This is a genomic window from Enterobacter sp. S-33, assembly GCF_028735835.1.
In the GTDB taxonomy this organism is placed as follows: domain Bacteria; phylum Pseudomonadota; class Gammaproteobacteria; order Enterobacterales; family Enterobacteriaceae; genus Enterobacter; species Enterobacter vonholyi.
In genome coordinates, this window is sequence record NZ_CP117838.1 from 4,292,888 (window position 1) to 4,319,368 (window position 26,481).

At 58.9% G+C, this 26,481-nt stretch carries 29 protein-coding genes; 21 read left to right on the top strand and 8 right to left on the bottom strand.

Annotated elements, in window-relative coordinates:
* Positions 1–68: 68 nt before the first annotated feature.
* Entirely contained in the window at positions 69–626 is a 558-nt protein-coding gene (locus PUP35_RS20445; protein ID WP_008503073.1) for a DcrB family lipoprotein, read from the top strand.
* Positions 627–630: 4 nt separating this feature from the next.
* Here the strand turns inward: PUP35_RS20445 and PUP35_RS20450 are convergent, their stop codons facing one another.
* Entirely contained in the window at positions 631–1,848 is a 1,218-nt protein-coding gene (locus PUP35_RS20450; protein ID WP_274241143.1) for an MFS transporter, read from the bottom strand.
* A gap of 145 nt (positions 1,849–1,993) precedes the next feature.
* Here PUP35_RS20450 and PUP35_RS20455 point away from each other — a divergent pair, with 145 nt between their 5' ends.
* The 20 genes from PUP35_RS20455 to acpT all read left to right on the top strand — a co-directional run bounded on the left by PUP35_RS20455 (position 1,994) and on the right by acpT (position 19,085).
* On the top strand, positions 1,994–3,043 hold the full coding sequence (locus tag PUP35_RS20455; RefSeq protein WP_023309517.1) for an AI-2E family transporter: 1,050 nt from the start codon (positions 1,994–1,996) through the stop codon (positions 3,041–3,043).
* A gap of 335 nt (positions 3,044–3,378) precedes the next feature.
* Entirely contained in the window at positions 3,379–3,768 is a 390-nt protein-coding gene (locus tag PUP35_RS20460; RefSeq protein WP_111963747.1) for a hypothetical protein, read from the top strand.
* Between the two features lie 69 nt (positions 3,769–3,837).
* A complete protein-coding gene (locus PUP35_RS20465; protein WP_115876839.1) occupies positions 3,838–4,902 on the top strand; it encodes a methyltransferase in 1,065 nt (354 codons plus the stop codon).
* A 67-nt stretch (positions 4,903–4,969) separates the two neighbouring features.
* Entirely contained in the window at positions 4,970–5,692 is a 723-nt protein-coding gene (locus tag PUP35_RS20470) for a beta-ketoacyl synthase chain length factor (protein WP_271369599.1), read from the top strand.
* Positions 5,689–6,504: a lysophospholipid acyltransferase family protein gene (locus PUP35_RS20475; protein WP_111963744.1), complete on the top strand. Its 816-nt coding sequence runs from the start codon at positions 5,689–5,691 to the stop codon at positions 6,502–6,504. The genes PUP35_RS20470 and PUP35_RS20475 overlap by 4 nt, the downstream gene beginning before the upstream one ends.
* Positions 6,485–6,742: a phosphopantetheine-binding protein gene (locus PUP35_RS20480; RefSeq protein ID WP_008503081.1), complete on the top strand. Its 258-nt coding sequence runs from the start codon at positions 6,485–6,487 to the stop codon at positions 6,740–6,742. Before PUP35_RS20475 ends, PUP35_RS20480 begins: the two co-directional genes overlap by 20 nt.
* A 10-nt stretch (positions 6,743–6,752) precedes the next feature.
* A complete protein-coding gene (locus PUP35_RS20485; RefSeq protein WP_024908875.1) occupies positions 6,753–7,004 on the top strand; it encodes an acyl carrier protein in 252 nt (83 codons plus the stop codon).
* A 6-nt stretch (positions 7,005–7,010) separates the two neighbouring features.
* On the top strand, positions 7,011–7,598 hold the full coding sequence (locus PUP35_RS20490; protein ID WP_271369598.1) for a hypothetical protein: 588 nt from the start codon (positions 7,011–7,013) through the stop codon (positions 7,596–7,598).
* Complete coding sequence (locus tag PUP35_RS20495; protein ID WP_274241153.1) at positions 7,591–8,952, top strand: AMP-binding protein; 1,362 nt, start codon at positions 7,591–7,593, stop codon at positions 8,950–8,952. Before PUP35_RS20490 ends, PUP35_RS20495 begins: the two co-directional genes overlap by 8 nt.
* Positions 8,939–9,292, top strand: a complete 354-nt coding sequence (locus PUP35_RS20500) for an ApeI family dehydratase (protein WP_111963741.1) — start codon at positions 8,939–8,941, stop codon at positions 9,290–9,292. The genes PUP35_RS20495 and PUP35_RS20500 overlap by 14 nt, the downstream gene beginning before the upstream one ends.
* Positions 9,283–10,974, top strand: a complete 1,692-nt coding sequence (locus PUP35_RS20505) for a glycosyltransferase family 2 protein (RefSeq protein WP_274241156.1) — start codon at positions 9,283–9,285, stop codon at positions 10,972–10,974. The genes PUP35_RS20500 and PUP35_RS20505 overlap by 10 nt, the downstream gene beginning before the upstream one ends.
* Before the next feature lie 3 nt (positions 10,975–10,977).
* Complete coding sequence (locus PUP35_RS20510; RefSeq protein WP_023309526.1) at positions 10,978–11,400, top strand: acyl-CoA thioesterase; 423 nt, start codon at positions 10,978–10,980, stop codon at positions 11,398–11,400.
* Entirely contained in the window at positions 11,397–12,002 is a 606-nt protein-coding gene (locus tag PUP35_RS20515; protein WP_274241158.1) for a LolA family protein, read from the top strand. Before PUP35_RS20510 ends, PUP35_RS20515 begins: the two co-directional genes overlap by 4 nt.
* Complete coding sequence (locus tag PUP35_RS20520; RefSeq protein ID WP_274241160.1) at positions 11,971–14,295, top strand: MMPL family transporter; 2,325 nt, start codon at positions 11,971–11,973, stop codon at positions 14,293–14,295. Before PUP35_RS20515 ends, PUP35_RS20520 begins: the two co-directional genes overlap by 32 nt.
* Positions 14,292–14,870, top strand: a complete 579-nt coding sequence (locus PUP35_RS20525) for a DUF3261 domain-containing protein (RefSeq protein ID WP_274241162.1) — start codon at positions 14,292–14,294, stop codon at positions 14,868–14,870. The genes PUP35_RS20520 and PUP35_RS20525 overlap by 4 nt, the downstream gene beginning before the upstream one ends.
* Before the next feature lies 1 nt (position 14,871).
* Complete coding sequence (locus PUP35_RS20530) at positions 14,872–16,041, top strand: beta-ketoacyl-[acyl-carrier-protein] synthase family protein (RefSeq protein ID WP_271369594.1); 1,170 nt, start codon at positions 14,872–14,874, stop codon at positions 16,039–16,041.
* Positions 16,038–16,511 carry an ApeP family dehydratase gene (locus PUP35_RS20535; protein WP_115876830.1) on the top strand — a complete coding sequence of 158 codons (474 nt, stop codon included), beginning with the start codon at positions 16,038–16,040 and terminating at the stop codon, positions 16,509–16,511. Before PUP35_RS20530 ends, PUP35_RS20535 begins: the two co-directional genes overlap by 4 nt.
* Positions 16,508–17,239, top strand: coding sequence for a 3-ketoacyl-ACP reductase FabG2 (locus PUP35_RS20540; protein ID WP_111963734.1), 732 nt, complete (start codon positions 16,508–16,510; stop codon positions 17,237–17,239). The genes PUP35_RS20535 and PUP35_RS20540 overlap by 4 nt, the downstream gene beginning before the upstream one ends.
* Positions 17,236–18,465: a beta-ketoacyl-ACP synthase gene (locus PUP35_RS20545; RefSeq protein ID WP_115876829.1), complete on the top strand. Its 1,230-nt coding sequence runs from the start codon at positions 17,236–17,238 to the stop codon at positions 18,463–18,465. Before PUP35_RS20540 ends, PUP35_RS20545 begins: the two co-directional genes overlap by 4 nt.
* A gap of 2 nt (positions 18,466–18,467) precedes the next feature.
* Positions 18,468–19,085: a 4'-phosphopantetheinyl transferase AcpT gene (gene acpT, locus PUP35_RS20550; RefSeq protein WP_115876828.1), complete on the top strand. Its 618-nt coding sequence runs from the start codon at positions 18,468–18,470 to the stop codon at positions 19,083–19,085.
* On the opposite strand, the gene arnF is transcribed toward acpT, so the two are convergent.
* Genes arnF through arnB form a run of 7 tightly spaced genes read right to left on the bottom strand, consistent with a single transcriptional unit; the run spans position 19,033 to position 26,408 of the window.
* Positions 19,033–19,422: a 4-amino-4-deoxy-L-arabinose-phosphoundecaprenol flippase subunit ArnF gene (gene arnF / locus PUP35_RS20555; RefSeq protein ID WP_115876827.1), complete on the bottom strand. Its 390-nt coding sequence runs from the start codon at positions 19,420–19,422 to the stop codon at positions 19,033–19,035. The two genes, acpT and arnF, sit on opposite strands and share 53 nt — an antisense overlap.
* Positions 19,419–19,754 (bottom strand): 4-amino-4-deoxy-L-arabinose-phosphoundecaprenol flippase subunit ArnE, encoded by a 336-nt coding sequence (arnE, locus tag PUP35_RS20560; RefSeq protein ID WP_232057400.1) that lies wholly within the window; start codon positions 19,752–19,754, stop codon positions 19,419–19,421. The genes arnF and arnE overlap by 4 nt, the downstream gene beginning before the upstream one ends.
* A complete protein-coding gene (gene arnT, locus PUP35_RS20565; protein WP_223580678.1) occupies positions 19,754–21,409 on the bottom strand; it encodes a lipid IV(A) 4-amino-4-deoxy-L-arabinosyltransferase in 1,656 nt (551 codons plus the stop codon). The genes arnE and arnT overlap by 1 nt, the downstream gene beginning before the upstream one ends.
* Positions 21,406–22,308, bottom strand: a complete 903-nt coding sequence (gene arnD, locus PUP35_RS20570; RefSeq protein ID WP_274241173.1) for a 4-deoxy-4-formamido-L-arabinose-phosphoundecaprenol deformylase — start codon at positions 22,306–22,308, stop codon at positions 21,406–21,408. Before arnD ends, arnT begins: the two co-directional genes overlap by 4 nt.
* The gene (gene arnA / locus PUP35_RS20575; RefSeq protein ID WP_274241175.1) at positions 22,305–24,287 is read right to left on the bottom strand and encodes a bifunctional UDP-4-amino-4-deoxy-L-arabinose formyltransferase/UDP-glucuronic acid oxidase ArnA; all 1,983 of its coding nucleotides are present in this window, start codon (positions 24,285–24,287) and stop codon (positions 22,305–22,307) included. The genes arnD and arnA overlap by 4 nt, the downstream gene beginning before the upstream one ends.
* A complete protein-coding gene (gene arnC / locus PUP35_RS20580) occupies positions 24,284–25,267 on the bottom strand; it encodes an undecaprenyl-phosphate 4-deoxy-4-formamido-L-arabinose transferase (protein ID WP_149367193.1) in 984 nt (327 codons plus the stop codon). Before arnC ends, arnA begins: the two co-directional genes overlap by 4 nt.
* 1 nt (position 25,268) lies before the next feature.
* Positions 25,269–26,408, bottom strand: coding sequence for a UDP-4-amino-4-deoxy-L-arabinose aminotransferase (gene arnB, locus PUP35_RS20585; RefSeq protein WP_274241177.1), 1,140 nt, complete (start codon positions 26,406–26,408; stop codon positions 25,269–25,271).
* Positions 26,409–26,481: the final 73 nt, after the last annotated feature.

Below are 26,481 nucleotides of genomic sequence, written 5' to 3' on the forward strand. Positions count from 1 at the left end.
TCGCTTTATCAGTTGTGATAAGATGAGCGAATGAGCCGTTATGGCCGTTTATCGAAAGGAAGAAGTCAATGCGCAATCTGGTTAAATATGTCGGGATTGGCCTGCTGGTTGTGGGTCTTGCAGCCTGTGATAACAGCGACACGAAAACGCCTGCTCAGGGCGCATCCGCAGAAAGCAATGCGACCGGCCAGCCGGTGAATCTGATGGATGGCAAACTCAGTTTCTCTCTGCCAGCCGATATGACTGACCAGAGCGGCAAGCTGGGCACCCAGGCGAACAACATGCACGTTTACTCCGACGCAACCGGGCAGAAAGCGGTCATTGTGATTGTGGGCGACGACACCAGCGAAGACCTGGCCGTCCTGTCCAAACGTCTTGAAGATCAGCAGCGCGGACGCGACCCGCAGCTGCAGGTCGTGACCAATAAATCCATCGAGCTGAAAGGCCATAAGCTGCAGCAGCTCGATAGCATCATCTCCGCAAAAGGCCAGACCGCTTACTCCTCTGTCGTGCTGGGCAAGGTCGATAACAAACTGCTGACCCTGCAGATCACCCTGCCAGCGGAAGATCAGCAGAAAGCGCAGACGGCTGCTGAAAACATCATTAACACCATCGTGATCCAGTAACGCTTCACGACGATGACGTGGCCTCCGGTGCCTGCACCGGGGGCCATTTTTTTAGCCGCCACGTCAGCAGCAGCGCAATAACAACCAGACCCGCCGCAGCAAGATAGATCACCGGCACGCCTGCCCAGGCCATCACCAGCCCCGCCAGCGGGCCGGTAATGCCTAAAGACATATCCATGAATACCGTATAGGTCGCCAGCGCCGCCCCCTGATTCTGCTGCGGCACGGCTTTTACCGCCACCACGCCCAGCGCCGGGAAGACCAGGGAAAAGCCTGCCCCCGCGAGGAACACGCCCACTTTGGCGACCCACGGCACCATCGCAATTCCGGTCAGCAGCAGCCCGACAATCTCTATCGCAAAGCAGATCATCGCCACATTCAGCCCGCCGAGACGGTTGATGCCATTAGGGAAAAGCAGGCGGGAACCTACAAACGCACAGCTAAACAGGGTTAACGCAAAGGCCGCGCCGTCCCAGCCTTTGGCGTCGTAGAACAGGGTGATGAAGGTCGCAATTACGCCAAAGCCGGTGGTTGCCAGCGCCAGGGCCATGCCGTACGGCCAGACGCGTCCCAGCACCGCCCGAAACGGCAGCGGCTTGCCTTTGCTGGCCTTAACTTTCGGACGCGGCAGCGCAAAGAGAATTGCCAGCAGCGCGACCGCCATAATAGTGATAGACAGCCCATACAGCCCGCCAAGCGCATAGCAGGCCACGCCGAGCGGCGCCCCAAGCGCCATTGCCCCGTAGGTGACAATCCCGTTCCAGGAGATCACCCTGCCAATGTGCGGCGCGCCGACAACCCCCACGCCCCACAGCGTCGAGCCGGTTCCCGCCAGGCTTTGTCCGATGCCGAGAATGACGCGGCCCAGACAGAGCAGCGCCAGGCTGACCAGCGGCCAGTGGCTGGTTGCGGCAGCCAGCAGGTAGCTCAGACCACTGAGGAAACAGCCGCATAAACCCACCACCACAATGCTTTTTGGACCGAACAGGTCCGCGTAGCGCCCGGCATGGGGGCGGCTCAGGAGCGTGGCGAAATATTGCAGGCTGATGACCAGCCCCGCCCAGAAGGCGCTGAAGCCCATCACGTCATGGACATAGCCCGGCAGGATCGCCAGCGGCAGGCCAATGGTCAGATAGCTGGCAAAGTTGAAAATCACAACGGAAACGATGCGCAGATTGAGGCGCAATCCGCTCAGTGCCGGTTCAGCGGCCGGTTCGGGCATGGGGTTTTACCTGGATTTTTTACAACCGTGTTTCACTATTACCACGGCGCAATAAGAAAATCAGCACCGACTTTCAGATTAACGGCTCCAGACGAAGCGAAGCCCGGGCACTACACTTATCGGGTCATCATATTAAGGAACACGCATGATCGCTAACCCGTCCGACAAAGCAGGACTTCACATCTTATTAAAACTCGCCTGTCTGGTGGTTATCCTTGCGGGTATTCATGCTGCCGCCGACATTATTGTTCAGCTCCTGCTGGCGCTCTTTTTTGCCATTGTGCTTAATCCTCTGGTCACCTGGTTTTTACGTCGGGGCGTCAGCCGCCCGGTAGCCATCACCATTGTGGTTATTGTTATGCTGATTGGCCTGACGGCGCTCTTCGGCGTACTGGCGGCATCGCTGAGCGAATTCTCCACCATGCTGCCGCAGTACAACAAAGAGCTGACGCGTAAGATTGTCGCGCTGCAGGAGATGGTACCCTTTCTTAATCTGCATATTTCACCCGAACGGATGCTGCGCAGAATGGACTCCGAGAAGGTCATGACCTACGCCACCACGTTGATGACGGGGCTTTCCGGCGCGATGGCCAGCATTCTGCTGCTGGTCATGACGGTGGTGTTTATGCTGTTCGAAGTCCGCCACGTTCCCTATAAGCTGCGCTTTGCACTGAACAACCCACAAATTCACATTGCCGGATTACACCGGGCACTGAAGGGCGTCTCAAAATATCTGGCGCTGAAAACGCTTCTGAGCGTCTGGACCGGGGTCATTGTCTGGCTGGGGCTGATGCTGATGGACGTGCAGTTCGCGCTGATGTGGGGCGTGCTGGCATTTCTTCTGAACTACGTGCCGAATATTGGCGCGGTGCTTTCCGCCGTGCCGCCGATGATTCAGGCGTTTCTGTTCAATGGTTTCTACGAATGCATGCTGGTCGGCGCGCTGTTCCTCGTCGTGCATATGGTGCTGGGCAATATTCTTGAACCGCGCATGATGGGACACCGTCTGGGCATGTCGACGCTGGTGGTATTTTTATCCTTACTGATTTGGGGATGGCTGCTGGGCCCGGTCGGTATGCTGCTGTCGGTCCCCCTGACCAGCGTATGTAAAATCTGGATGGAAACCACCAAAGGCGGCAGCAAGCTGGCGATCCTGCTCGGTCCGGGGAGGCCGAAAAGCCGATTACCAGGATAACCGACCTACCTGTACAGGTAGGTTTAAACCATCAGTAATACACCGTAAATTACCGCGTCCTTAATCCGTCGCGGTATTTTATTTGCGTTAAGGCGATATTCACCCTGTTTTATTTACGTCGTGCGCATTACGCTCAAATGCAATTTATGATTTAACGCAAATTATAAAAAAATGAAATAGTTACTTATTTTCCATGTTATTATTTCCGTCTTCGCTTCATCGTAATGCAAACATTAATATTGATTAAAAATACACCTGGCGCCAACGGAAAGCCGGATGAATATTATTTGTAAATACCACTACCTTTAATTGTTAATATTGATATGGAGTTGTTGATGAAAAAGATCGTTAAATGGTGTGCTGCTGCCGTATTCGTTGGCGCACTGGCTGGCTGTGCGCGTACCGCCCCAATCGCTCAGGTTCACTCTATTGTAAGCGCGGGTCATACTGCCGATCAGGTAAAAACGGCAATTTTGAAAGCAGGCCAAAAACGTGACTGGATCATGACGGAAGCGGGCCCGGGAATGATTAAGGGGCGTTTGCAGTCGCGCGATCACTCGGTCCAGGTGAGTATTCCGTACACGGCAACAAGCTATTCAATCAACTATGAAAACAGCCTTAATCTGAAAGCGGCAGACGGTAAAATTCACAAAAATTATAACCGCTGGGTGAATAACCTCGACCACGATATTCAGCTGAACCTCTCCGCAGGCGCCACGCTGTAATATTTTTCTAAAGTCGGGCCGCGTATGGCCCGATAACCTCTCTTTATTATCCTCAAAGGTTACGTAGTAATGTACGAAAAGGACACACTCAGCGCACTGGATGCCATTACCGAAGCGCAACGCATCGCTTTTGCCCCGATGTTATTCCAGACTGCGCTTTGTCTGCGTAACTCAGGCGTTCTCGCCTGGCTAGATAAACAAGGGAAAGAAGGTGCCAGCCTTGAGGAAATAACAGAACACAGCACGCTAGGTAGCTATGGTGTCAGCGTACTGCTGGATATGGGATTAAGCGGTCGAATCGTAACCCAACAGCAAGGACGTTATTTCCTGGCGAAAGTGGGCCATTTTTTACTGCACGACGAAATGACCCGCGTAAATATGGATTTCACCCAGGACGTTTGTTACCAGGGGCTATTTCACCTGGCGGACGCCCTGCAGGAAGAAAAACCTGCCGGATTAGCCGTGTTTGGCAACTGGCCAACCATCTACCCGGCTTTATCCCAATTACCTGCTCCGGCGAAGGATAGCTGGTTCGCCTTTGATCATTACTATTCTGACGCCGCTTTTGACGCGGCTTTGCCATATATATTCGCAAGCTCGCCGACAAAATTGTACGATGTGGGCGGAAATACGGGTAAATGGTCGTTACGCTGCTGCCGCTATGACGAAAATGTTGCCGTGACGATCCTCGATCTGCCGCAGCAGATAGCGCTGGCGCAGGAAAACATCGCAAAAGCAGGTTTTTCTCATCGTATTGCATTCCATGCTGTCGATATGCTTAGCCCAGCAACATTGCCGGGTGACGCCGACGTCTGGTGGATGAGCCAGTTCCTGGATTGTTTCTCTCCGGATCAGATTGTCGCCATGCTGACGCGGGTCGCACAGGCCATGAAGCCAGGCGCACGTTTGTGCATCATGGAGCTTTTCTGGGATGCTCAGAAATTTGAAGCAGCCTCTTTCAGCCTGAATGCCACCTCGCTCTATTTCACCTGTATGGCGAATGGCAATAGTCGGTTTTACAGCGTAGAAAAGTTTTATCGCTACCTGGAGAGCGCAGGTTTCAGCGTTGAACAGCGGCTGGACAATCTTGGGGTCGGTCATACCCTGCTGATATGCACCAAACGTGAACAATAGAGCAGCTTAGCTGCCCGGGTGGCCTAGTCTGCCTTTTGAATACGGTTTTTTTCGCGGACGCGCGTAGATGAAATTTTCAGTGAACATTATCGACTGGCAGGCCAGAGCGCCAGGACTCAGCGATGCCACAGAGTGGCAGGCGTGGTCTCGCCTGCAGCTGGCCGTCGATCCAGCTGCCCCGCTTCCCCGGTTGACCGCTTTACCTATGATGACCGCGCGCCGCCTCAATTCAGGCAGTAAGCTGGCAGTGGATATTGGTCTTGCCATGCTGCAAAACCACGCCATTGATGCCGTCGTCTATTCCAGCCGCCACGGCGAGCTGGAGCGCAACTACCGTATTCTGCATGCTCTGGCAACCGGCCAGTCCGTATCGCCCACCGACTTCGCCATGTCCGTGCACAACTCGGCGGTGGGCAATCTCACGATTACCGCACGCCAGCCCATCGTCTCGTCATCCATTTCTGCCGGGCTGGACACCTTCCAGCAGGCTTTATGTGAAGTGCTAAGCCTGCTGCATGCCGGCTACTCCCGCGTCTTGCTGGTCGATTTTGACGGCGCGCTGCCGGAATTTTACCATCCGGCGTTACCGCAGCAGATGCCCACCTGGCCCTACGCGCTGGCGCTGGTCATTGAATCCGGCCAGGAATTGCAGTGTGAAACCCACAGCGGCAGCACGGGTGAAGAACCCGCCCTGCCGCAAAGCCTGATGTTCCTGCAGCGCTATCTCAGCGAGGAACGTCAGTTTGTAGTGCCCGGCGAACGTTTGCTGTGGCAATGGACGCGCGCATGAACCACCTGGCTGCCCGTATCAACTGGTTATGGCGTCTGGTGATGACCGGATTCTGCTTCGCGCTGTTTGGCGTGGGCGGACTGCTGCTGTCGCTGGTCTGGTTCAACCTGCTGCTGATCGTCCAGCGCGACCGCGCCAACCGTCGACGTCTGGCGCGTCGCAGCATTGCGGCCAGCTTCCGTTTCTTCCTGACCGTTGCGCGCGGACTCGGGGTACTGGACTATCGCATTCGCAATCTTGACGCGCTGCGCAGCGATCGGGGTTGTCTGGTGGTAGCTAACCACCCCACGTTAATTGACTACGTGATTCTGGCGTCGGTGATGCCAGAAACCGACTGTCTGGTGAAGAGCGCGCTGCTGCGTAATCCCTTTGTCAGCGGCGTCATCCGCGCGGCGGATTACCTGATTAACAGCGAAGCCGAGCCCCTGCTCGCGGCCAGCCAGCAGCGTCTGGCTCAGGGCGACACGCTTTTGATCTTCCCGGAAGGCACGCGAACCCGGTTTGGCGAGGCTATCTCCCTCCAGCGCGGCGCGGCTAATATCGCCGTGCGCTGTAACAGCGATCTGCGGGTGGTGCTGATCCACTGTAGCGAACATCTGCTGGATAAAAAAAGTCACTGGTATGATGTACCGCCAGAAAAACCTGTTTTCACCGTGGATGTCCGCGACCGCGTGAACATCGACGAATTTTACGATGCAAATGAACAAGAACCGGCGCTGGCGGCAAGGCAGTTAAACCGGCATCTGGAGCATCGATTAACATCAGGCCTTCAATCTTTGTCAGGAATTAATGATGCAAGCGCTTTATCTTGAAATTAAGAATCTCATTATCACCACGCTGAATCTGGACGAGCTTACCGCAGAGGATATTGATACCGATGCCGCGCTGTTTGGCGATGGGCTGGGTCTGGACTCCATTGACGCGCTGGAACTGGGTCTGGCCGTGAAAAACCAGTATGGCGTGGTGCTTTCTGCCGAAAGCGAAGAGATGCGCCAGCACTTCTTTTCCGTCGCCACGCTGGCGTCCTTTATCAACGCTCAACGCGCCTGAGATGTGAACGATGACTGAACAAGAAACCATTTATCAGGAAGTCTGCGGCCTTCTGACCAAGCTCTTTGAAATCGACCCGCAGGACATTACGCCCGAAGCCCGTCTTTATGAAGACCTGGAGCTGGACAGCATTGACGCGGTGGACATGATCGTTCACCTGCAGAAAAAAACCGGTAAGAAAATCAAGCCGGAAACCTTCAAATCGGTTCGTACCGTTCAGGATGTGGTAGACGCCGTCGAACAGCTTCTGCGCGAAGAGTAAGACGTCGTGCGTGGTGGACGGACGTTCCCGGTCATCCCACTGCTGACGGGTCTGATGCTGCTGGCGTGGCCTTTTCTGATTGGATTTGGGCTGACGCACAACAGCCTGCAGTGGCTGTTACCGGTGATGGCGCTGATGTTGCTGCTGCGGCTGCGTCAGGCACAGCGGAACCGTGGCCCGATGAGGTATGTGGTGCAGTGCGTGGCGCTCGCGGGCATTGCGCTCTGCGCGGCAAGCTACCTGCTGAAAGCCCACCAGTGGCTGCTGCTCTACCCGGTGGTCGTCAACCTTGTCATGCTAGCCGTGTTTGGCGGTTCGCTGTGGACAGCGATGCCGCTTGTCGAACGGCTGGCGCGCTTGCGCGAGCCGGATTTGCCCCCGGAAGGCGTGCGCTATACCCGCAGGGTGACCCTCGTCTGGTGCGGCTTTTTCATCGGAAACGGCGCGATGGCGCTGTTCACCGTTCTCCACGGCGACCTGCATCTGTGGACGCTGTGGAACGGTATGGTGGCTTATATCCTGATGGGAACGCTGATGGCGACCGAGTGGCTGGTCCGCCAGCGGGTGATAAAAAAAGAGATGCACAATGACTAACCCCCTTCCGCTGGGCCAGTGGTTAAACGCCCCGCGCCCTGACGATATGCCCGTTGCCTGGCTTGACGATCGTACCTGGACGCTGGGCCAGCTGCGCCACGACGTGACCTTGCTGGTCGACACCCTGCGTCAGCAGGAAGGCGAGCGCTGGGCGCTGTGCTTTGAAAACAGCTATCTGTTTATCGTTGCGCTGCTGGCCTCGCTGCATGCCGGTAAAACGCCGGTCATTCCCGGCCATAGCCGCGTCTCGCAGCTCGAAGAACAGCAGTCGTTGTTTAGCGGCGTCCTGAGCGACAGGACTCTCGATTTCCATGGCAAGCTGATTGTGGTGGCCTCCAGCCATCAGACTGCTCGCCACTGGGCGCCCCTGCCGGACATTGACGAAAGCCGCTTTGTTGAACTGTTCACCTCCGGCTCCACGGGAACGCCGCGTCGGGTGATTAAGCACATCCTCAGTCTGGATCGCGAAGCCCGTCTGCTGGCTGACCGCTTCGGCGAGCGTCTGACTGGCTGTAGCGTTGTCGCTTCGGTCGTACCGCAACATCTGTACGGTCTGACCTTCCGCATCGTCTTGCCGATGGCGCTGGGCCTGCCGCTGCATGCTGCGATGCTCTACTACGCAGAGCAGCTGGCCGCCCTTCCTCATGACCGGCATTACCTGTTCATCAGCAGCCCGGCGTTCCTGAAGCGCCTGGATACGGAATTGCCCGCGCCGCCCGTCAGAATGCTGATTTCAGCAGGTGGAATGCTGCCCTGGTGCGACGTATCCACCACCGCTGGCTGGCTTAACATCTGGCCGGATGAAATTTATGGCAGTACCGAAACCGGGATCCTCGCCTGGCGCCATCGCCAGCAGGATAACGTCCCGTGGCAACCCTTCCCCGGCGTTATCTTCCAGCAGGAAGATGACGCCTGTCGCGTCACGTCGCCACTGATCCACGAGGCTGAAGGACTCCAGCTGGACGATATCCTCCACTTCGACAGCGAGGGGCTTTTCAGCATCGCCGGGCGTCGCGGGCGGGTGGTCAAAATTGAAGAAAAGCGCATCTCGCTTAACGAGATCGAACGTCGCCTGCTGGAGCTCGACGGCATTTGCGAAGCGGCGGCGCTGCCGGTCACGCGCGGGGGCCGTCAGGGGATTGGCGCCCTGCTGGTTCTGGACGAAGCGGTTCGCCAGCGCGGGTATATGCAGGATAAAAAAGCGCAGGAGTTTGCCTGGCGTCGCGCCCTGCTGCCGTGGCTTGAGCCGGTCGCCGTTCCACGCTACTGGCGTATTGTCGATGAAATGCCGGTAAACAGTATGAACAAGCGTGTCTATGCGCAGTTAGAGGAGTTATTTCATGAAAATTCATGAAATTGAGCGCCACCAGACACAGCCGGAGAAGCTGGAGATCGTTTTGCATCTCGACGCAGCGCTGTTCTGGTTTCAGGGCCATTTTGCCGTACAGCCGCTGCTGCCCGGCGTTGCGCAGCTTGACTGGGTGATGCACTACGCCACGACATTACTGGCACCGGGCTACCGCTTTCACAGCATTCAAAACGTGAAGTTCCAGGCACCTCTGCTGCCGGAAACCACGGTGACGCTGATGCTTGAGTGGCATGCTGAACGTCAGATGCTGACCTTCAGCTACCAGCGTCACGCAGGGGCTGAGCGCCATACCGCCAGCAGCGGGAAAATTCGGCTATGTCAGTAACCTTCCGCCCCTGCGTGCTGATCCCGTGCTACAACCACGGCGCCATGATCGCCAGCGTGCTCTCACGTCTCGCGCCGTTCGGCCTGCCGTGCCTGGTGGTGGATGACGGCAGCGACGCAGTCACCCGTCAGGAGCTTGAGCGCCTGGCGGCTGAGCACCCGCAGATGACGCTGGTCCGTCTGGCGCAAAACGCCGGAAAAGGTGCCGCGGTCATCAGGGGGCTGGAAGAGTGCGCGCGCGCGGGCTATACCCACGCCGTGCAGGTGGACGCGGACGGCCAACACGCCATCGAAGATATCCCCAAACTGCTGGCGCTGGCGGAGCGCCACCCGGACGCGCTGATTTCCGGCCAGCCCATTTACGATGATTCCATTCCGCGCTCGCGACTCTACGGGCGCTGGATAACCCACGTCTGGGTCTGGATTGAGACCTTATCCCTGCAGCTTAAAGACAGCATGTGCGGCTTTCGGGTCTACCCGGTCTCGCCCACGCTGCGGCTGGCAGCGCGTGAAACGCTCGGTAAACGGATGGACTTTGACACCGAAGTGATGGTCCGTCTTTACTGGCAGGGCAACACCAGCGTCTTTTTGCCCACCCGCGTCACCTACCCGCAGGACGGCTTGTCCCACTTCGATGCGTTAAAAGATAACGTGCGGATCTCCCTGATGCATACCCGACTCTTCTTCGGCATGCTGCCCCGCATGCCCGGCCTGCTTTTCCGTCGACGCCGCCAGCACTGGGCGCAGCAGGACGAGGTCAAGGGTCTGTGGGGGATGCGCCTGATGCTGCGCGTCTGGAAACTGCTGGGTCGGCGGGCCTTTACCGTGCTGCTTTGGCCAGTGATCGGCGTGTACTGGCTTATAGCACGTCCTGCACGGCAGGCCTCGCGGCAGTGGATTGGAAGGGTCAAGCAAGAACTGCATAAGCGGAACATGCCCGTTCCCCCGCGGCTCAACAGCTTTTTCCATTTTATGCGCTTCGGCAACGCGATGCTGGATAAGGTCGCCAGCTGGCGCGGCGAGCTGAAGTTTGATCGCGACGTGGTCTTTGCCGCCGGCGCGAGAGAAACGCTTAATATTGCGGCGCCGCAGGGCAAGCTGCTGCTGGCCTCGCATCTTGGCGACGTAGAAGCCTGCCGGGCCCTGGCCCAGCTGGACGGCAGCAAAATCATCACCGCCCTGGTCTTCAGCGAGAACGCCCAGCGCTTTAAGCAGATCATGAGCGAAATGGCGCCCGAGGCCAGCGTGAATTTGATGTCGGTCACCGACATCGGCCCGGACACCGCGATCGCCATCAAAGAGAAGCTTGAGCGGGGAGAATGGGTCGCGATTGTGGGCGATCGCATCGCGGTGAATCCGCAGCGTGGCGGCGAGTGGCGGGTGATCTGGAGTACGTTTATGGGGCAGCCAGCGCCGTTCCCACAGGGGCCGTTTATCCTGGCCTCCATCCTGCGTTGCCCTGTGGTGCTGATTTTTGCCCTGCGCCAGCAGGGTAAGCTCGTCCTGCACTGTGAACCGTTTGCAGATCCGCTGCACCTGCCGCGCGGTGAACGCCAGCAGGCGCTGCAGAATACCGTCGATCGCTACGCGCAGCGGCTGGAGCATTACGCCCTCATGTCGCCGCTCGACTGGTTTAATTTTTTCGATTTCTGGCATCTGCCAGAGTCCAGTGAAAAGGAGTAAAGGGTGCTGACCGATCCCCGCTTTACGACTGAAGTCGAGATCACCGTTCCGTTCCACGACGTCGATATGATGGGCGTGGTCTGGCACGGTAACTATTTCCGCTACTTTGAGATCGCCCGCGAGGCGCTGCTCAATCAGTTTGACTATGGCTATCGCCAGATGAAGGCCTCCGGCTACGTCTGGCCCGTCGTCGACACGCGGGTGAAATACCGCGATGCGGTGACCTTTGAGCAGCGTATTCGCGTCCGCGCGCACGTTGAAGAGTATGAAAATCGCCTGCGCATTGCCTATCAAATTTTCGATGCGCAGACCGGCAAACGCACGACCACCGGGTACACCATCCAGGTGGCGGTGGAAGAAGCCACCCGCGAAATGTGCTTTGTGAGCCCGGCAATACTGTTTGAACGTATGGGAGTAACGCCATGAAATGGTTGCCTTTACTGGCGCTAATCCTCAGCCCGCTGGTCAGCGCCGTGACGCTGGATGAGCTGCAGCAGCGCTTCACCGAGCAGCCCGTGGTGCGCGCGCACTTCGAACAGGTTCGCACCATAAAAGATATGCCGCAGCCGCTGCGCTCGCAGGGCGAAATGCTGATCGCCCGCGACAGCGGCCTGCTGTGGGATCAAAAAGCGCCGTTTCCGATGACGCTGCTGCTGGACGACAAGCGGATGGTTCAGGCAATCAACGGCCAGCCGCCGCAGACCATCACTGCCGACAATAATCCGCAGATGTTCCAGTTCAATCATCTTCTGCGCGCCCTGTTCCAGGCCGACCGCAAGGTGCTGGAAGAGAACTTCCGCATTGATTTTAAAGACCTGGGAGCGGGCCGCTGGTCGCTGGTGCTTACGCCAAAAACGACGCCGCTGGACAAGATTTTCGCCACCCTCGATCTGGGCGGCGCGACCTATCTGGAGACGATTCGCCTCAACGACAAACAGGGCGACCGTACCGATATCGCCCTTTCATGCCACCAACTGACGCCCGCCAGCCTGACCGATGACGAACGCCAACGCTTTGCCGCACCGTAAATCCCTGCGCCCGGCGCTGCTGTGGGCCACGCTATGCCTGATTCTGATGGGCGTGCTGCTGTCGCTGCTGCCCGGCGCGCGTCTGAACAGCAGCGTGCTGGCCATGCTGCCGAAGCAGACGCTGGGGGCGATCCCGCCGGCGCTCAACGACGGGTTTATGCAGCGTCTCGACCGCCAGCTGGTCTGGCTGGTCAGCCCCGGCAAAGAGCCCGATCCGCGCGTGGCGCAGCAGTGGCTGGCGCTGCTGCAAAGCACTGATTCGCTTAGCGAGGTCAAAGGCCCGATGGACGCCGCCGGGCAAAAGGCCTGGGGAGAGTTCTTCTGGCAGCACCGAAATGGCCTGATCGATCCCGCCACCCGCGCCCGCCTGCAAAACGGCGGAGAAGCGCAGGCGCAGTGGATTTTATCTCAGCTTTATTCGGCCTTTTCCGGCGTCAGCGGCAAAGAGCTGCAAAACGATCCCCTGATGCTGATGCGCGGCTCGCAGCTCGCTCTGGCGCAAAACGGCCAGAAGCTACGGCTGATGGACGGCTGGCTGGTCACAAAAGATGAGGCGGGAAACTACTGGTATCTTCTGCACGGAGAGCTGGCGGGCTCGTCATTTGATATGCAGCAGACCCACCGGCTCGTGACGACGCTTAACGCGCTGCAGGAGACGCTAAAAGCGCGTTACCCGCAGGCGCAGCTGCTTTCCCGCGGGACGGTGTTTTACAGCGATTACGCCAGCCAGCAGGCCAAACGCGACGTCTCGACGCTGGGTATCGCCACCCTGCTTGGCGTGTTCCTGCTCATCGTGGCGGTGTTCCGCTCTTTGCGTCCGCTGCTGCTGAGCGTGCTCTCGATTGCCATCGGCGCGCTGGCGGGCACGGTGGTGACGCTGCTGCTCTTTGGCGAGCTGCATCTGATGACGCTGGTGATGAGCATGAGCATCATCGGTATTTCAGCCGACTACACGCTCTACTACCTGACCGAACGGATGGTGCACGGCGCGGAGCACTCCCCCTGGCAAAGCCTGGCGAAAGTACGCAATGCGCTGCTGCTGGCGCTGCTGACGACGGTCGCCGCCTACCTGATTATGATGCTGGCCCCCTTCCCCGGGATCCGCCAGATGGCGGTGTTCGCCGCCGTGGGGCTGAGCGCCTCCTGCCTGACGGTGATTTTCTGGCATCCGTGGCTGTGCCGTGGGTTACCGGTGCGCCCGGTTCCATTTATGGTCCTGATGCTGCGCTGGCTGGCCGCCTGGCGGCGCAGTAAAAAATTGTCCGTTGGTTTGCCCGTCGCGCTGGCGCTGCTCTCCGCCGTGGGGATGAGTACGCTGAGGGTGGACGACGACATCGCCCAGCTGCAGGCGCTGCCGAAAGATATTCTGGCGCAGGAGAAGGCCATTACCGCCCTGACCGGACAGAGCGTCGATCAGAAATGGTTTGTGGTTCACGGCGCCTCGCCTCAGCAAACGCTGGAGCGGCTGGAAGCCTTTACCCCGGCGCTGGCGGAGGCGCAAAAAGCGGGAGAGATTGTCCGCTGGCGCACCCTGCCGCTGAACTCGCTGGCCCGCCAGAAAAGCGATCTTACGCTTCTACAAAACGCCGCGCCTGCGGTAATGAACGTGCTGAAAAGCGCCGGGCTCAACGCCGTCGCCCCGAATCTCGACGCCATGCCGGTCAGCGTGGACGCGTGGCTTAAAAGCCCGGCGAGCGAAGGCTGGCGTCTGCTCTGGCTGACCCTGCCCGACGGGGAAAGCGGCGTGCTCGTGCCGGTGGACGGTGCGAAAAACAGCGCTTACCTCGGTGAGCTGGCCGCGCGCCATGACGGCGTCGTCTGGGTCGATCGCAAAGCCAGCTTTGACAGCCTGTTTGCCCTCTACCGCACGCTGCTGACGGGGCTACTGTTTGCGGCGCTGGCGGTGATTGCCTGCGGGGCGATGCTGCGCCTCGGCTGGCGTAAAGGGCTGATAAGCCTGGTGCCGTCCTTGCTATCGCTGACCTGCGGGCTGTCGGTCCTGGCCGCAACGGGCCACCCGGTGAATCTGTTTTCACTTCTGGCGCTGGTACTGGTGCTCGGCATTGGCATTAACTACACGCTGTTTTTCAGCAATCCGCGCGGTACGCCGCTCACCTCAATGCTGGCGATTACGCTGGCCATGATGACCACGCTGCTGACGCTGGGCATGCTCGTCTTCAGCGCCACCCAGGCCATCAGCAGCTTTGGTATCGTGCTGGTGAGCGGTATTTTTACCGCCTTCCTGCTGGCGCCGCTGGCGATGCCGGATAAGAAAGAGAGAAAACGTAAATGAACGCTTTTTACCGCGCCGTCGCGCTGGCCGCAGCGCTGCTGCTGGCGGGCTGCAGCCATTCGACCGATACCAAAGAGACGCGTCCCCAGGCCTGGCTCCAGCCGGGAACCAGAGTGACGCTGCCGCCGCCCGGCATCAGCCCGGCGGTAAGCTCCCAGCAGCTGCTGACCGGCAGCTTTAACGGACAAACGCAGTCCCTGCTGGTGATGCTCAACGCGGATGCGCATAAGGTGACGCTGGCCGGGCTCTCTTCCGTGGGGATCCGTCTGTTCCTGGCGACGTACGATGAGACCGGTATTCATACCGAACAGTCGATCGTTGTGCCGCAGCTGCCGCCCGCCAGCCAGGTGCTGGCGGACGTGATGCTAAGCCACTGGCCAATTAGCGCCTGGCAGCCGCAGTTGCCGAAGGGCTGGACGCTAACGGACAATGGCGATCGACGCGAGCTGCGTAACGCCAGCGGAAAGCTGGTGACGGAGATTGTCTACCTGCAGCGTAAAGGCAAGCGCGAGCCGATCAGCATCGAGCAAAACGTATTCAAATACCACATCACCATTCAATATCTGGGTGACTGAGATGATTTATATTTCCGCTGTTGGCATGGTCAACGCGCTGGGCAATTCGCCTGATATGATTGCCGCGAACCTGGTGGCAGGCGTGGCGCCGGGTATGCACGCCCGGACCGGCTGGTTGCAGGACTCACCCGAAGCCGTTCTGGGCGGCGTTGAAGGCGAATTGCCGCCCATCCCGGACACCTTCTCCGCACACCGCACCCGCAATAACCAGCTGCTGCTGGCCGCGCTGGCGCAGATTCAGCCAGCCGTCGACGAGGCTATCGCCCGCGTCGGTCGCGACCGTGTGGCCGTGGTGCTGGGAACCAGTACCTCCGGGCTGGATGAAGGCGATGAGCACGTACAGCGCATGACCCATGGCGAAGCGAGCACGCGCTGGCAGTACCCGCAGCAGGAGCTTGGCGATCCGTCCCGCTTCCTCGCCAGCTGGCTTCAGCTCGAAGGCCCGGCCTATACGATTTCAACAGCCTGCTCTTCCAGCGCGCGGGCGATGATCGGCGGCAAACGTCTGATCGAAGCCGGGCTGGTTGACATCGCCATCGTCGGCGGAGCAGATACCCTGAGCCGGATGCCCGTCAACGGCTTTAACAGCCTTGAATCCTTCTCCCCTTCGCTCTGCGAACCGTTTGGTCGCGACCGCAAGGGGATCACCATCGGAGAAGCCGCCGCGCTGATGGTATTGAGCCGCGAGCCCGCCGACGTGGCGCTGCTCGGGACGGGTGAATCCAGCGATGCGTACCATATTTCCGCCCCGCATCCGCAGGGCGAAGGGGCGATAAGGGCGATTACTCAGGCGCTTAACGAAGCGGGCATGCAGCCGGAGGATATCGGCTACATCAACCTGCACGGCACGGCCACGCCGCTTAACGATCAGATTGAATCGCAGGTGGTACACGATCTCTTCGGGGAAAGCGTGCCGTGCAGCTCAACCAAACACCTTACCGGCCATACGCTGGGCGCTGCCGGTATTACCGAAGCGGCCCTGAGCTGGCTGATTCTTTCGCGCGATCTACCGTTGCCGCCGCAGGACTTCGCCCGCTACGCGCCCGACGACACGCTGGCGCCGTGCGGCCTGCTGCACCGGCACATCGCGCTGAAAAAGCCGGTTATTCTGTCTAACTCGTTCGCGTTTGGCGGCAACAACGCCAGCATTCTGCTGGGGAGAGCCTCATGAGCTACTTATCACCCGAAGCCTATCTGCCGCACGAGGCGCCGATGATGCTGCTGGGGTCCGTAGAGAAAGTTACGGACGAGATGGCGGTCTGCCGCGTGGCAGTCAACGGGCAAAGCGTGCTGGCGCCGTTTCTCAATGCCGATGGCGACCTGCCGGGCTGGTACGCGCTTGAGCTAATGGCGCAGACCGTTGGCGTCTGGTCAGGCTGGCATCGTCAGCAGCAGGGGCAGGAACATATCGCGCTGGGCATGGTGCTCGGCGCGCGCGAGCTGGTCTGCGCCAGCGGGCATTTCGCCGCAGGCCTGACGCTGGACATTACCGTTAAGTTGCTGATGCAGGACGAACGCTTCGGCAGTTTTGAATGCGCGATTTCCGCTAATGAAGAGACGCTGGCCACGGGCCGGGTCAATACCTTCCAGCCGAGCGCAGAAGAATTAACATCGCTATTTAATCAGGGATCTAACGCATGAGTCGTTCCGTACTGGTCACAGGGGCCAGCAAAGGCATAGGGCGCGCCATTGCCCGCCAGCTTGCCGCCGACGGGTTTACCGTAGGCGTGCATTACCATCGTGATGCCGCAGGCGCGCAGGAGACGCTGGACGCCATCACGCAGGCGGGTGGGAACGGTCGTCTACTCGCCTTTGATGTGGGCAACCGCGAACAGTGCCGCGAGGTGCTGGAGCAGGAGATTGAAACCCATGGCGCATGGTATGGCGTTGTCAGCAACGCCGGAATTACCCGCGACGGCGCCTTTCCGGCGCTGAGCGAAGACGACTGGGACAGCGTGATCCACACCAATCTCGACAGTTTTTATAACGTCATTCACCCCTGCATTATGCCGATGATTGGCACCCGTAAAGGAGGACGCATTATCACCTTATCGTCCGTGTCCGGCGTGATGGGTAACCGCGGGCAGGTGAACTACAGCGCGGCAAAAGCGGGCATTATCGGCGCCACCAAAGCGCTGGCGATTGAGCTGGCAAAACGCAAAATCACCGTGAACTGCATTGCCCCGGGGCTGATTGATACCGGCATGATTGAGATGGAAGAAGCCGCGCTGAAGGAAGCGATGTCCATCATTCCAATGAAACGTATGGGCCAGGCTGAAGAAGTCGCCGGGCTGGCAAGCTATCTGATGTCGGATATCGCGGGCTACGTTACCCGCCAGGTCATTTCCATTAACGGAGGAATGCTATGACGCGTCGCGTGGTGATTACGGGCATGGGCGGCGTGACCGCCTTTGGCGAAAACTGGCAATCCGTGTCCAGCAGGCTGCTGGCGTATGAAAACGCGGTGCGTAAAATGCCGGAATGGCAGGTCTATGATGGCCTGCATACCCTGCTCGGCGCGCCGATCGATGATTTCACGCTGCCGGAACACTATACCCGCAAGCGTATTCGCGCCATGGGCCGGGTGTCGCTGATGTCGACCCGCGCCACCGAGCTGGCGCTGGAGCAGGCGGGGCTGATTGGCGAAGCGGTGCTCACCAATGGTCAAACGGGTATCGCCTACGGTTCTTCGACAGGCAGCACCGGCCCGGTCAGCGAATTCGCCACCATGCTTACCGAAAAGCACACCAATAACATCACCGGGACAACCTACGTCCAGATGATGCCGCACACGACCGCGGTGAATACCGGCCTGTTCTTTGGATTGCGTGGCCGCGTGATCCCGACGTCGAGCGCCTGTACCTCCGGCAGCCAGGCGATTGGCTATGCCTGGGAGGCGATTCGCCACGGGTATCAGACCGTGATGGTCGCGGGTGGCGCGGAGGAGCTGTGTCCGTCTGAAGCAGCGGTGTTTGACACGCTGTTTGCCACCAGCCAGCGTAACGACGAACCCAAAACCACCCCTTCACCGTTCGATACGCAGCGCGATGGTCTGGTCATTGGGGAAGGCGCTGGCACCCTGATTCTGGAAGAACTGGAGCACGCCAGAGCGCGCGGGGCCACAATCTATGGCGAGATCGTGGGCTTTGCCACCAACTGTGACGCGGCCCATATCACCCAGCCTCAGCGTGACACCATGCAGATTTGCATGGAGCAGTCGCTGGCTATGGCGGGATTAAGCGCCCGGGATATGGGGTATATTTCCGCGCACGGTACCGCCACCGATCGCGGCGATATCGCCGAAAGCCAGGCCACTGCCGCTATCTACGGTGATAACGTGCCGGTTTCCTCGCTGAAGAGCTATTTTGGCCATACGCTTGGGGCCTGCGGCGCGCTGGAAGCGTGGATGAGCCTGCAGATGATGCGTGAAGGCTGGTTTGCCCCGACGCTCAATTTAACGCAGCCGGATGAGCAATGCGGTGCTTTAGATTATATTATGGGAGAAGCCCGTCAGATTGACTGCGAGTATTTGCAGAGCAATAACTTCGCGTTTGGCGGCATCAACACCTCGATTATCATTAAACGCTGGGCGTAACTATGTACCAGTTTGTACTGGGAAAAATCTCCACCCTTTGCGCGGACCCGCTGGCGTCAACGCTCGCAGACAGGGCGCCTCAGGGTGCCCAACAGGCCTCCTGGCTGGCCGGGAGGACGCTGCTCGCGAGAACGTTATCCCCTCACCCACTCCCCGACATTATTTACGGCGAGCAGGGGAAACCGGCCTTTGCGAAGGGTCATCCGCTGTGGTTTAACCTGAGCCACAGCGGTGACGATATCGCCCTGCTGATGAGCGATGAAGGCGAAGTCGGCTGTGATATCGAAGTGATTCGTCCCAGGAAAAACTGGCAGGCGCTGGCGAATGCGGTCTTCAGCATGACGGAGCATGATGAGCTTGAGCGCGAGGCGCCAGAGGAACGGCTTGCCGCCTTCTGGCGTATCTGGACGCGAAAAGAGGCGATCATAAAGCAGCGCGGCGGCAGCGCCTGGCAGATTGTCAGCATCGACAGCACGGCGCAGACGCACGCGGTCAGCCAGCTACAGGTCGGTTCGCTGAGCCTTGCCGTCTGTACATCGACCCCTTACACCCTGACCCACGAATCGATTATTCACGTCGGGACGTTCGGGGCAGAAAAATCACTAACACACCCAGAATAATAAACCCGACGCCCACCAGCCCGTGCCAGGAGAAGCGTTCTCCCCAGCCGGGCAGCAGGATCGCCGCGGCCCACACCAGGATGTAGCTAAGACTCAGCAAGGCATACGCTTTGCTGAGCGCCATACGATGCAGCGCCAGATACCAGCAGCCCATGGAGGCCACATACCCCATCAACCCCAGCAGCAGCGCCCCCGTGCCGGATGAGAAGTGCCACAGCGCGGAAATAAGCGCCAGAACATCGCTGACCGGCGGCAGTGCCTGCATGGCATCGCGCAGCAACAGCTGCGCCGCGCTGACTAACAGCACGCTGCATAAGGCCCAGAAAGTCCCTTTCACAGGCTCCCTCCCAGGATAACAATCCCCATGATGATGAACCCCACCCCCAGCCAGTGATGCGACGCGACGTTTTCACGCCAGAATACCTTCGCCGCCAGCGTCACCCAGACAAAATTGAGGCTCAGCATAGGGTACGCGATGCCGACAGGCAGGCGTTGCAGCACCACCAGCCAGACCAGCATCCCGCTGCCCAGCGCCAGCAGTGCCAGACCAAGCCACAGCGCGATGTGCGTCCCGCGCCGCCCGGCTTTCGCCGGACGGGTGGCCTGTTTCTGGCACAGCTGCCCAGCGCAGCTGAGCAGGCTTGCCAGTATCAGCCAGATCCAGGTCATCACTTCGGCAGGTACTCCAGCAAGGCCAGACGCCCCTGGATATAGAGATTGTCCGGCTGCGGTAAATTCGCCCGTGAAATATCGTCGCGTTTTGAGAGCAGCATGACCAGCGACACGCGCCCCTGCTGACGATGCGCTGCCAGCCACTGCGCGAAGTCGTCCTCACTGACAAAACGATCTTTCACATCGGGATAATCCAGCCCGTAGCGCAGTTCGCCGCTCTGACCAAACAGCGTGATGTCATTGCGCTTCAGCTCCCACGCCAGGCCCGCGGCCACGCCTACGTTATTGGCGAGCACGAATCGGCTCTCCTGCAGCGGCTCGCGCACGGTATCGACCAGCGACTGCGGCTGTTTGGAATCCACCACCAGGTTAGGAATAGCAAAACCAATCAGCAGCGCCAGGCCTGCTGGACACAGAGCCGCCAGCCACCAGCGCTGCTGGCTCTGCCGGAACGTAAACCAGCCTACCGCCGCCCAGATGAGGAACGCGACCACCGCGCAGAACACTTTATACAGTTCGACCGAGGTCCAGACCGGATGCTTAGACAGTCCCCACGGCGAGACCACCAGCGCGGCCACCACGCCGATAACACCAAACGCCAGGTTAATTCCGCCGTTAATGCGTAACGCTCTGGCGCCTTTCTCCGCCGCGAGGCAGGCATAGCGCGCCATCAGGATAGCAAGCGGGGCAAAGCAGGGCAGTATATAGGTCGGCAGCTTGCCTTTGGCGATGCTGAAGAACAGCAGCGGCATCACCACCCAACCCAGCAGATAGAACCCACCGCCCGCGTTTTGTCTGTCATTCCAGCCGAGACGAAACGCGCCGGGCAGCAGCGCCAGCCACGGCAGACTGCCCGCAATCAGGAACGGTATGTAGTACCAGAACGGGGCTTTATGCTGCGCGTCGCTCTGGGCAAAACGCTGAATATGTTCCACCCAGAAGAAGTAACGCCAGAAGTCAGGCTCACGCTGCGCAATGGCCAGCCCCCATGGCAGAACAATCAGCACGCAGCTCAGGATCGCGAGCCAGCCAAAAATCAGCACCTCTTTCCAGCGCTTCTGGGCGATCGCCCACGGCAGCACGCCAATCACCGGAACGGCCAGCGCCAGGAAGCCTTTGGTCATCACCCCCATCCCGCAGGCCAGCCCAAGCAGCACATAGCCACCCGCTTTTCCGGCAACGGTTTGGGCCTGTGACGCCAGCCAGAAGCTGCACATCGCCGCCACCAGCCACAGGGTGATGATAGGATCCAGCACCGCATACGTGCCGATGCCATACACCAGGAAGAGGGTCAGGAAGATAAGACCGGAGAAAATGGCGGTCCGCTTATCCCGCCAGAGACGCCAGGCCATCCAGATGACCAGCAGCGCGGCTAAGCCGGTAGAGAAGATAGACCCGGCGCGCACGGCGAGGTTCGTGTGCCCGAACAGCATCTGTCCGATGCTGTTGATCCAGTAGCCAGCAATCGGCTTTTCAAAGTAACGCAGCCCCAGAAAATGCGGGACTACCCAGTCTCCGGAGGCCAGCATTTCACGGCTGATTTCCGCATAGCGCGTTTCATCAGGCTGCCAGAGCAGGCGGATATCGACCGGAATGAGGTAGTAAACGATAAACAGTGCGAGAAGCGCTAAGCCATAACGGGCTGTTTTCATGGGGCCGGACTCACGATTTGTTGATAGCCAAGCCAGCCTTCCCGGCCAGCCATTTCATTACGGACAACTTTGCCTACGGGCAGGGTGCTGAGGTCGTCTGGCAGCAGCTCGCTCAACGGGCAGAATTCGATGCCCTCCTGAGCGGCCATGGTCAGCAGTTCGTCGAAATCATGCTGATACGCAATCCCTTCCACTTCGGCATGGATGGTATACACCGGCGTGCCGGCGTCACGATGAATGCGGTCCAGAATGTAGCGATTGAACTCATTCGCTTTCACCTCGCGCCCGACCACTTCATCCCAGGTAGGAAGCGTGACCGGAATTTGCACCGTACCGTAGCGATTTTCGCCTAACAGCGGTAAAAAGGGCCCGGTTCCGCGGCAATCGCTGTTGTAGCGAAACGCGAAGGCCTCTTTAGCTTTCACCACGCGCTGATCCGCACGCCATCCCGCCACGGCGGAGCAGCGCACGGGCTGACCGATAATGGCCTCCAGCTCCAGCATTCCACGCTCGATCTCACGGGACAGGCGCGGGATATCCCAGACGCCCGCCCAGGCTTGCCAGGCATGGTGATCCCAGGCGTGCAGACCCACCTCATGATGCTGCGCCGCCTCGCGGATAACCGCTTCATTACCCGCGCCGATGCGCCTGCCGGGCCAGGCGGTGCCTGCCAGCAAAATATCCCAGCCGTAGAGGGATGCTGCGCGCGAGCGCAGCATTTTGAACAGAAATGCCGGTTTAATCAGACGCCATAAATGGCGCCCCATATTGTCAGGCCCCACGCTGAAGAAAATGCTGGAGCGCACGCCGTGCTTGCTCAGCAGCTCCAGCAGTTTGGGTACACCGTCACGCGTTCCCCTGAAGGTGTCGACATCAATGCGTAAACCGACTTTTTTCATGAGACCTGTTCCGACAGCTCCACGGTGCGCAGGAAGAAATCGAGCGTTTCATCAATGGTCTGCTCCATCTTCACCGTCGGCGTCCAGTTAAGGCAGCGCTTCGCGTTGCGAATGCTTGGCTTACGGTGCTCAACGTCCTGGTAGCCCTTACCATAGTAGCTGCTGCTTTCCACTTCGCGGAAACCGGCAAACGGCGGGAATTTATCGCGCAGCGGATGGCGCTCAAAGCTGGCCAGCAGCATCTCGGCCAGCTCGCGAATGCTCGCTTCGTTGTCCGGGTTACCGATGTTAATGATTTCACCGTTGCAGCGGTTATCTTTGTTTTCGATGATGCGGAACAGCGCTTCGATACCGTCGCTGATATCCGTAAAGCAGCGTTTCTGTTTCCCGCCTTCGATAAGCTTGATTGGCGAGCCTTCCACCAGGTTCAGGATCAGCTGGGTGATTGCACGGGAGCTGCCGATACGCGCCGCGTTCAGGTTATCCAGACGTGGGCCCATCCAGTTAAACGGACGGAACAGGGTAAAGCGCAGGCCCTCTTTCTCACCGTAGGCCCAAATCACGCGGTCCAGCAGCTGTTTGGAGACGGAGTAAATCCAGCGCTGTTTGTTGATCGGCCCGACCACCAGGTTGGAAGTGTCTTCATCGAAGTTCTTATCGGTACACATGCCGTACACTTCAGAGGTGGACGGGAAGATGATGCGCTTGTCGTATTTCACGCAGTCGCGGATGATCTTCAGGTTCTCTTCGAAGTCCAGCTCGAACACGCGAAGCGGGTTACGGGTGTACTCGATTGGCGTGGCAATGGCGACCAGCGGCAGCACCACGTCGCATTTTTTGATGTGGTATTCAATCCACTCGGAGTGGATGCTGATGTCCCCTTCCACGAAGTGGAAGCGCGGGTTGTCCAGGAAGCGGCTGATCGCGTCCGCGCCGATATCCAGACCGTAAATCTCGTAGTTATCGTCCTTAAGCAGACGTTCGGTCAGGTGGTTACCGATAAAACCGTTCACGCCGAGGATCAGCACGCGGGTGCGGCGTTTGATGGCAACAACCGGCGCGCTGGTGATCAGCGCCCCGGCCACCAGGCCCAGAGACTGCGCCAGCTGGGTGCCCTGAACGTACAGGCCGTTGTCGGTTTGTCCGGTGACGATCTCCAGCGCCTGCTCGCCGCAGCTCACAATCAGCGGGGAGACGGAGACGACGGTGCCCGGTTTAGCGGCCGGGATGTCGTCACGCACGCGGGATTTCCAGACGATGAATTTGCTTACGCCCGCAAAGCTGTAGGCGCCCGGCCACGGATCGGTTACGGCGCGTACCAGGTTGTGCAGCTGGCGGGCCGGTTTATTCCAGTCCAGACGACCATCTTCCGGCGCGCGGCGGCCAAAGCAGCTTGCCTTGCTCTCGTCCTGTGCGGTTTCGCTGAAGTTACCGTTAAGGATGCCCGGCAGCGCATCACGCAGCAGCGTCTGTGCCGTCGCGTTCAGCTTTTGATGCAGCTGCAGCGCGGTATCGTCCGCATCAATAGCGACCTTCTGCTGTGCCACGATAGCGCCCGCATCCGCACGGCGTACCATGCGGTGCAGCGTCACGCCCGTTTCCGTTTCACCGTTCACCAGCACCCAGTTCAGCGGGGCGCGGCCACGGTAGGCGGGCAGCAGAGAACCATGAAGATTAAAGGCGCCTTTTGCGGCCAGGCCTAAGATCTCGTCGCAGATCAGGTTGCGATAGTAGAACGAGAAGATGACGTCAGGCGCGAGGGCGCGAATGCGCTCCACCCACAGCGGGTGGTTGACGTCGTCCGGCGCATAAACCGGAATTCCACGCTCGGCGGCGATACGCGCCACGGAGCCGAAAAAGATGTTCTCTCCGGCCGTGTCCGGATGGGTAAAGATTGCCGCAATGTCATAGCCCGCTTCCAGCAGGGCCAGCGTGCCCGTGCACCCCATATCGTGATAGGCAAATACAACAGCTTTCATGGGTGAATTTCCTCTTGAGATGCTTTGTTTTCCTGACGGACAACACGTTGAATAAAGTAGCGCGGACGCGCGCGAACATCGTTATAGATACGGCCAATGTATTCACCGAGGAGACCCATCCCGACAAACTGGGCGCCGATGAACATAAACAGCACGGCAAAGAGCATGAAGACCCCTTCCGCCGCCCACTGCGGACCAAAGACCAGTCGCAGTACCACCAGCAGAACGGACAGCCCAAAACCGGCAACGGCGATGATGCTGCCGAAAACGCTCAGCAGACGCAGCGGCGTGGTGGTCAGGCAGGTGATGAGGTCGTACATCAGGTTGATGAGACGCATAAAGCTGTACTTCGATTCCCCGTGCTCGCGCTCGGCGTGCAGGACCGGGATTTCCGTTGCCTTACGGGCAAAGGTATTCGCCAGAATCGGAATGAAGGTGCTGCGCTCATGGCAATGCAGCATGGCGTCGACAATATGGCGGCGGTAGGCGCGCAGCATGCAGCCGTAATCGCCCATCGCTTTACCGGTCGTGCGCTGGATCAGACGGTTGATGGTACGCGAGGCGAGCTTACGGAACAGGCTGTCCTGGCGGTTCTGACGTACCGTGCCGACCACGTCATAGCCTTCGTCGGCTTTGGCCACCAGGCGCGGGATCTCTTCCGGCGGGTTCTGCAGGTCCGCGTCCAGGGTGATGATTAGATCGCCCGTGACGTGGCTAAACCCCGCCATAATCGCCGAGTGCTGGCCGTAGTTACGGTTGAGCAGCACGGCCACAATGTGGCTGCCTTCAGCCTGTGCGGCTTCGGTCAGCATCAGCGCGGAATTATCGCTACTGCCATCATCCACCAGCAGAATTTCGTAGGCCTTGCCCATCGTGTCGCAGGCGGCCGTTGTACGGCGGATCAGTTCGGGCAGGCTCTCCTGCTCGTTGTAAACCGGGATTACCACGGAAACTTTTTGTACAGGCGGTGCACTGAACATATCAATGTCCTGCAAGCTGATGGAGTGCGGTAATGACGCGGGTTGTGTCGTCATGAGTCATGTCCGGGAAAAGAGGGAGAGAACAAATACGCGCGCTATTCCATTCAGAATTCGGGAGCGATACATCAGGAAAACGCTCGCGGTAGTATTTTTGCGTGTGGGCCGCGCGGAAATGGAGGCCGGTACCGATGCCTTTCTCTTTCAGCGCCGCCATCAGGTTGTCGCGGGAAATCCCGCAGCGCGCTTCATCAACGCGAATAATAAACAGGTGCCAGGCGTGCACGTGCGGCCATGACGGGATGGTGAGCGGCTGGAACGGCGTATCGGCAAGCTCCCGCAGGTAGCGTTCAGCGATTTCCTGGCGGCGTTTGTTGGCCTCTTTCAGTTTGCCTAACTGCACCAGCGCCAGCGCGGCGTTGATGTCCGCCAGGTTGTATTTATAGCCCGGTGCGATCACTTCCGCCTGCGGCGCGCGGCCGTGCGTCTGACGATCATAGGCGTCTACGCCCAGGCCATGGAATTTCAGACTGCGGATCCGCTGTGCCAGCTGGGCATTATCGGTGACCACCAGGCCGCCTTCCGCGCAGGTCATGTTTTTAATGGCATGGAAGGAGAAAATTGCCGTTCCCTTCCAGCCAACGTGACGGTTTTTGTAGTACGTTCCGGCGGCATGGGCCGCATCTTCAATCACCGGAATACCGTGACGTTCACCAATGGCGTGAATGGCGTCGATTTCACACGGCGCGCCGGCATAGTGAACGGGAATAATGGCTTTGGTATGCGGGGTAATGGCGGCTTCAATGGCTTCTGGCGTCACCATTAATGTGTCTTTATCCACATCAATCATGACCGGCGTGGCGCCCAGTAATACGATCATATTCAGCGTGGAGACCCAGGTCTGGGAAGGGGTAATGACTTCATCGCCCGGGCCAATATCCAGCGCCATCAGCGTGACGTGCATTCCCGCGGTGGCGGAACAGACGGCAATCGCGTGTTGATTCCCGGTAAGCTGACAGAATGCCTCTTCGAGTTCCTGATTCTTAGGCCCAGTGGTGATCCAGCCCGACATCAAAACGTCCTGAAGCGCCGCAATTTCCTCAGCGCCCATCGACGGTCGCGAAAAAGGCAGAAAATCACTCATTATTAATTTCCTTGCAATCAAAATGGCACGTTTTTGATATTAACCAAATGCTGGCCCGTTTATTTCAACGAAC

Excerpts from the sequence above, each read along its gene's own strand:
- PUP35_RS20445 (WP_008503073.1), top strand. The coding sequence starts at position 69 with ATGCGCAATCTGGTTAAATATGTCGGGATTGGCCTGCTGGTTGTGGGT.
- PUP35_RS20450 (WP_274241143.1), bottom strand. The coding sequence starts at position 1,848 with ATGCCCGAACCGGCCGCTGAACCGGCACTGAGCGGATTGCGCCTCAAT.
- PUP35_RS20455 (WP_023309517.1), top strand. The coding sequence starts at position 1,994 with ATGATCGCTAACCCGTCCGACAAAGCAGGACTTCACATCTTATTAAAA.
- PUP35_RS20460 (WP_111963747.1), top strand. The coding sequence starts at position 3,379 with ATGAAAAAGATCGTTAAATGGTGTGCTGCTGCCGTATTCGTTGGCGCA.
- PUP35_RS20465 (WP_115876839.1), top strand. The coding sequence starts at position 3,838 with ATGTACGAAAAGGACACACTCAGCGCACTGGATGCCATTACCGAAGCG.
- PUP35_RS20470 (WP_271369599.1), top strand. The coding sequence starts at position 4,970 with ATGAAATTTTCAGTGAACATTATCGACTGGCAGGCCAGAGCGCCAGGA.
- PUP35_RS20475 (WP_111963744.1), top strand. The coding sequence starts at position 5,689 with ATGAACCACCTGGCTGCCCGTATCAACTGGTTATGGCGTCTGGTGATG.
- PUP35_RS20480 (WP_008503081.1), top strand. The coding sequence starts at position 6,485 with ATGCAAGCGCTTTATCTTGAAATTAAGAATCTCATTATCACCACGCTG.
- PUP35_RS20485 (WP_024908875.1), top strand. The coding sequence starts at position 6,753 with ATGACTGAACAAGAAACCATTTATCAGGAAGTCTGCGGCCTTCTGACC.
- PUP35_RS20495 (WP_274241153.1), top strand. The coding sequence starts at position 7,591 with ATGACTAACCCCCTTCCGCTGGGCCAGTGGTTAAACGCCCCGCGCCCT.
- PUP35_RS20500 (WP_111963741.1), top strand. The coding sequence starts at position 8,939 with ATGAAAATTCATGAAATTGAGCGCCACCAGACACAGCCGGAGAAGCTG.
- PUP35_RS20505 (WP_274241156.1), top strand. The coding sequence starts at position 9,283 with ATGTCAGTAACCTTCCGCCCCTGCGTGCTGATCCCGTGCTACAACCAC.
- PUP35_RS20515 (WP_274241158.1), top strand. The coding sequence starts at position 11,397 with ATGAAATGGTTGCCTTTACTGGCGCTAATCCTCAGCCCGCTGGTCAGC.
- PUP35_RS20520 (WP_274241160.1), top strand. The coding sequence starts at position 11,971 with ATGACGAACGCCAACGCTTTGCCGCACCGTAAATCCCTGCGCCCGGCG.
- PUP35_RS20525 (WP_274241162.1), top strand. The coding sequence starts at position 14,292 with ATGAACGCTTTTTACCGCGCCGTCGCGCTGGCCGCAGCGCTGCTGCTG.
- PUP35_RS20530 (WP_271369594.1), top strand. The coding sequence starts at position 14,872 with ATGATTTATATTTCCGCTGTTGGCATGGTCAACGCGCTGGGCAATTCG.
- PUP35_RS20535 (WP_115876830.1), top strand. The coding sequence starts at position 16,038 with ATGAGCTACTTATCACCCGAAGCCTATCTGCCGCACGAGGCGCCGATG.
- PUP35_RS20540 (WP_111963734.1), top strand. The coding sequence starts at position 16,508 with ATGAGTCGTTCCGTACTGGTCACAGGGGCCAGCAAAGGCATAGGGCGC.
- PUP35_RS20545 (WP_115876829.1), top strand. The coding sequence starts at position 17,236 with ATGACGCGTCGCGTGGTGATTACGGGCATGGGCGGCGTGACCGCCTTT.
- acpT (WP_115876828.1), top strand. The coding sequence starts at position 18,468 with ATGTACCAGTTTGTACTGGGAAAAATCTCCACCCTTTGCGCGGACCCG.
- arnE (WP_232057400.1), bottom strand. The coding sequence starts at position 19,754 with ATGACCTGGATCTGGCTGATACTGGCAAGCCTGCTCAGCTGCGCTGGG.
- arnT (WP_223580678.1), bottom strand. The coding sequence starts at position 21,409 with ATGAAAACAGCCCGTTATGGCTTAGCGCTTCTCGCACTGTTTATCGTT.
- arnD (WP_274241173.1), bottom strand. The coding sequence starts at position 22,308 with ATGAAAAAAGTCGGTTTACGCATTGATGTCGACACCTTCAGGGGAACG.
- arnA (WP_274241175.1), bottom strand. The coding sequence starts at position 24,287 with ATGAAAGCTGTTGTATTTGCCTATCACGATATGGGGTGCACGGGCACG.
- arnC (WP_149367193.1), bottom strand. The coding sequence starts at position 25,267 with ATGTTCAGTGCACCGCCTGTACAAAAAGTTTCCGTGGTAATCCCGGTT.
- arnB (WP_274241177.1), bottom strand. The coding sequence starts at position 26,408 with ATGAGTGATTTTCTGCCTTTTTCGCGACCGTCGATGGGCGCTGAGGAA.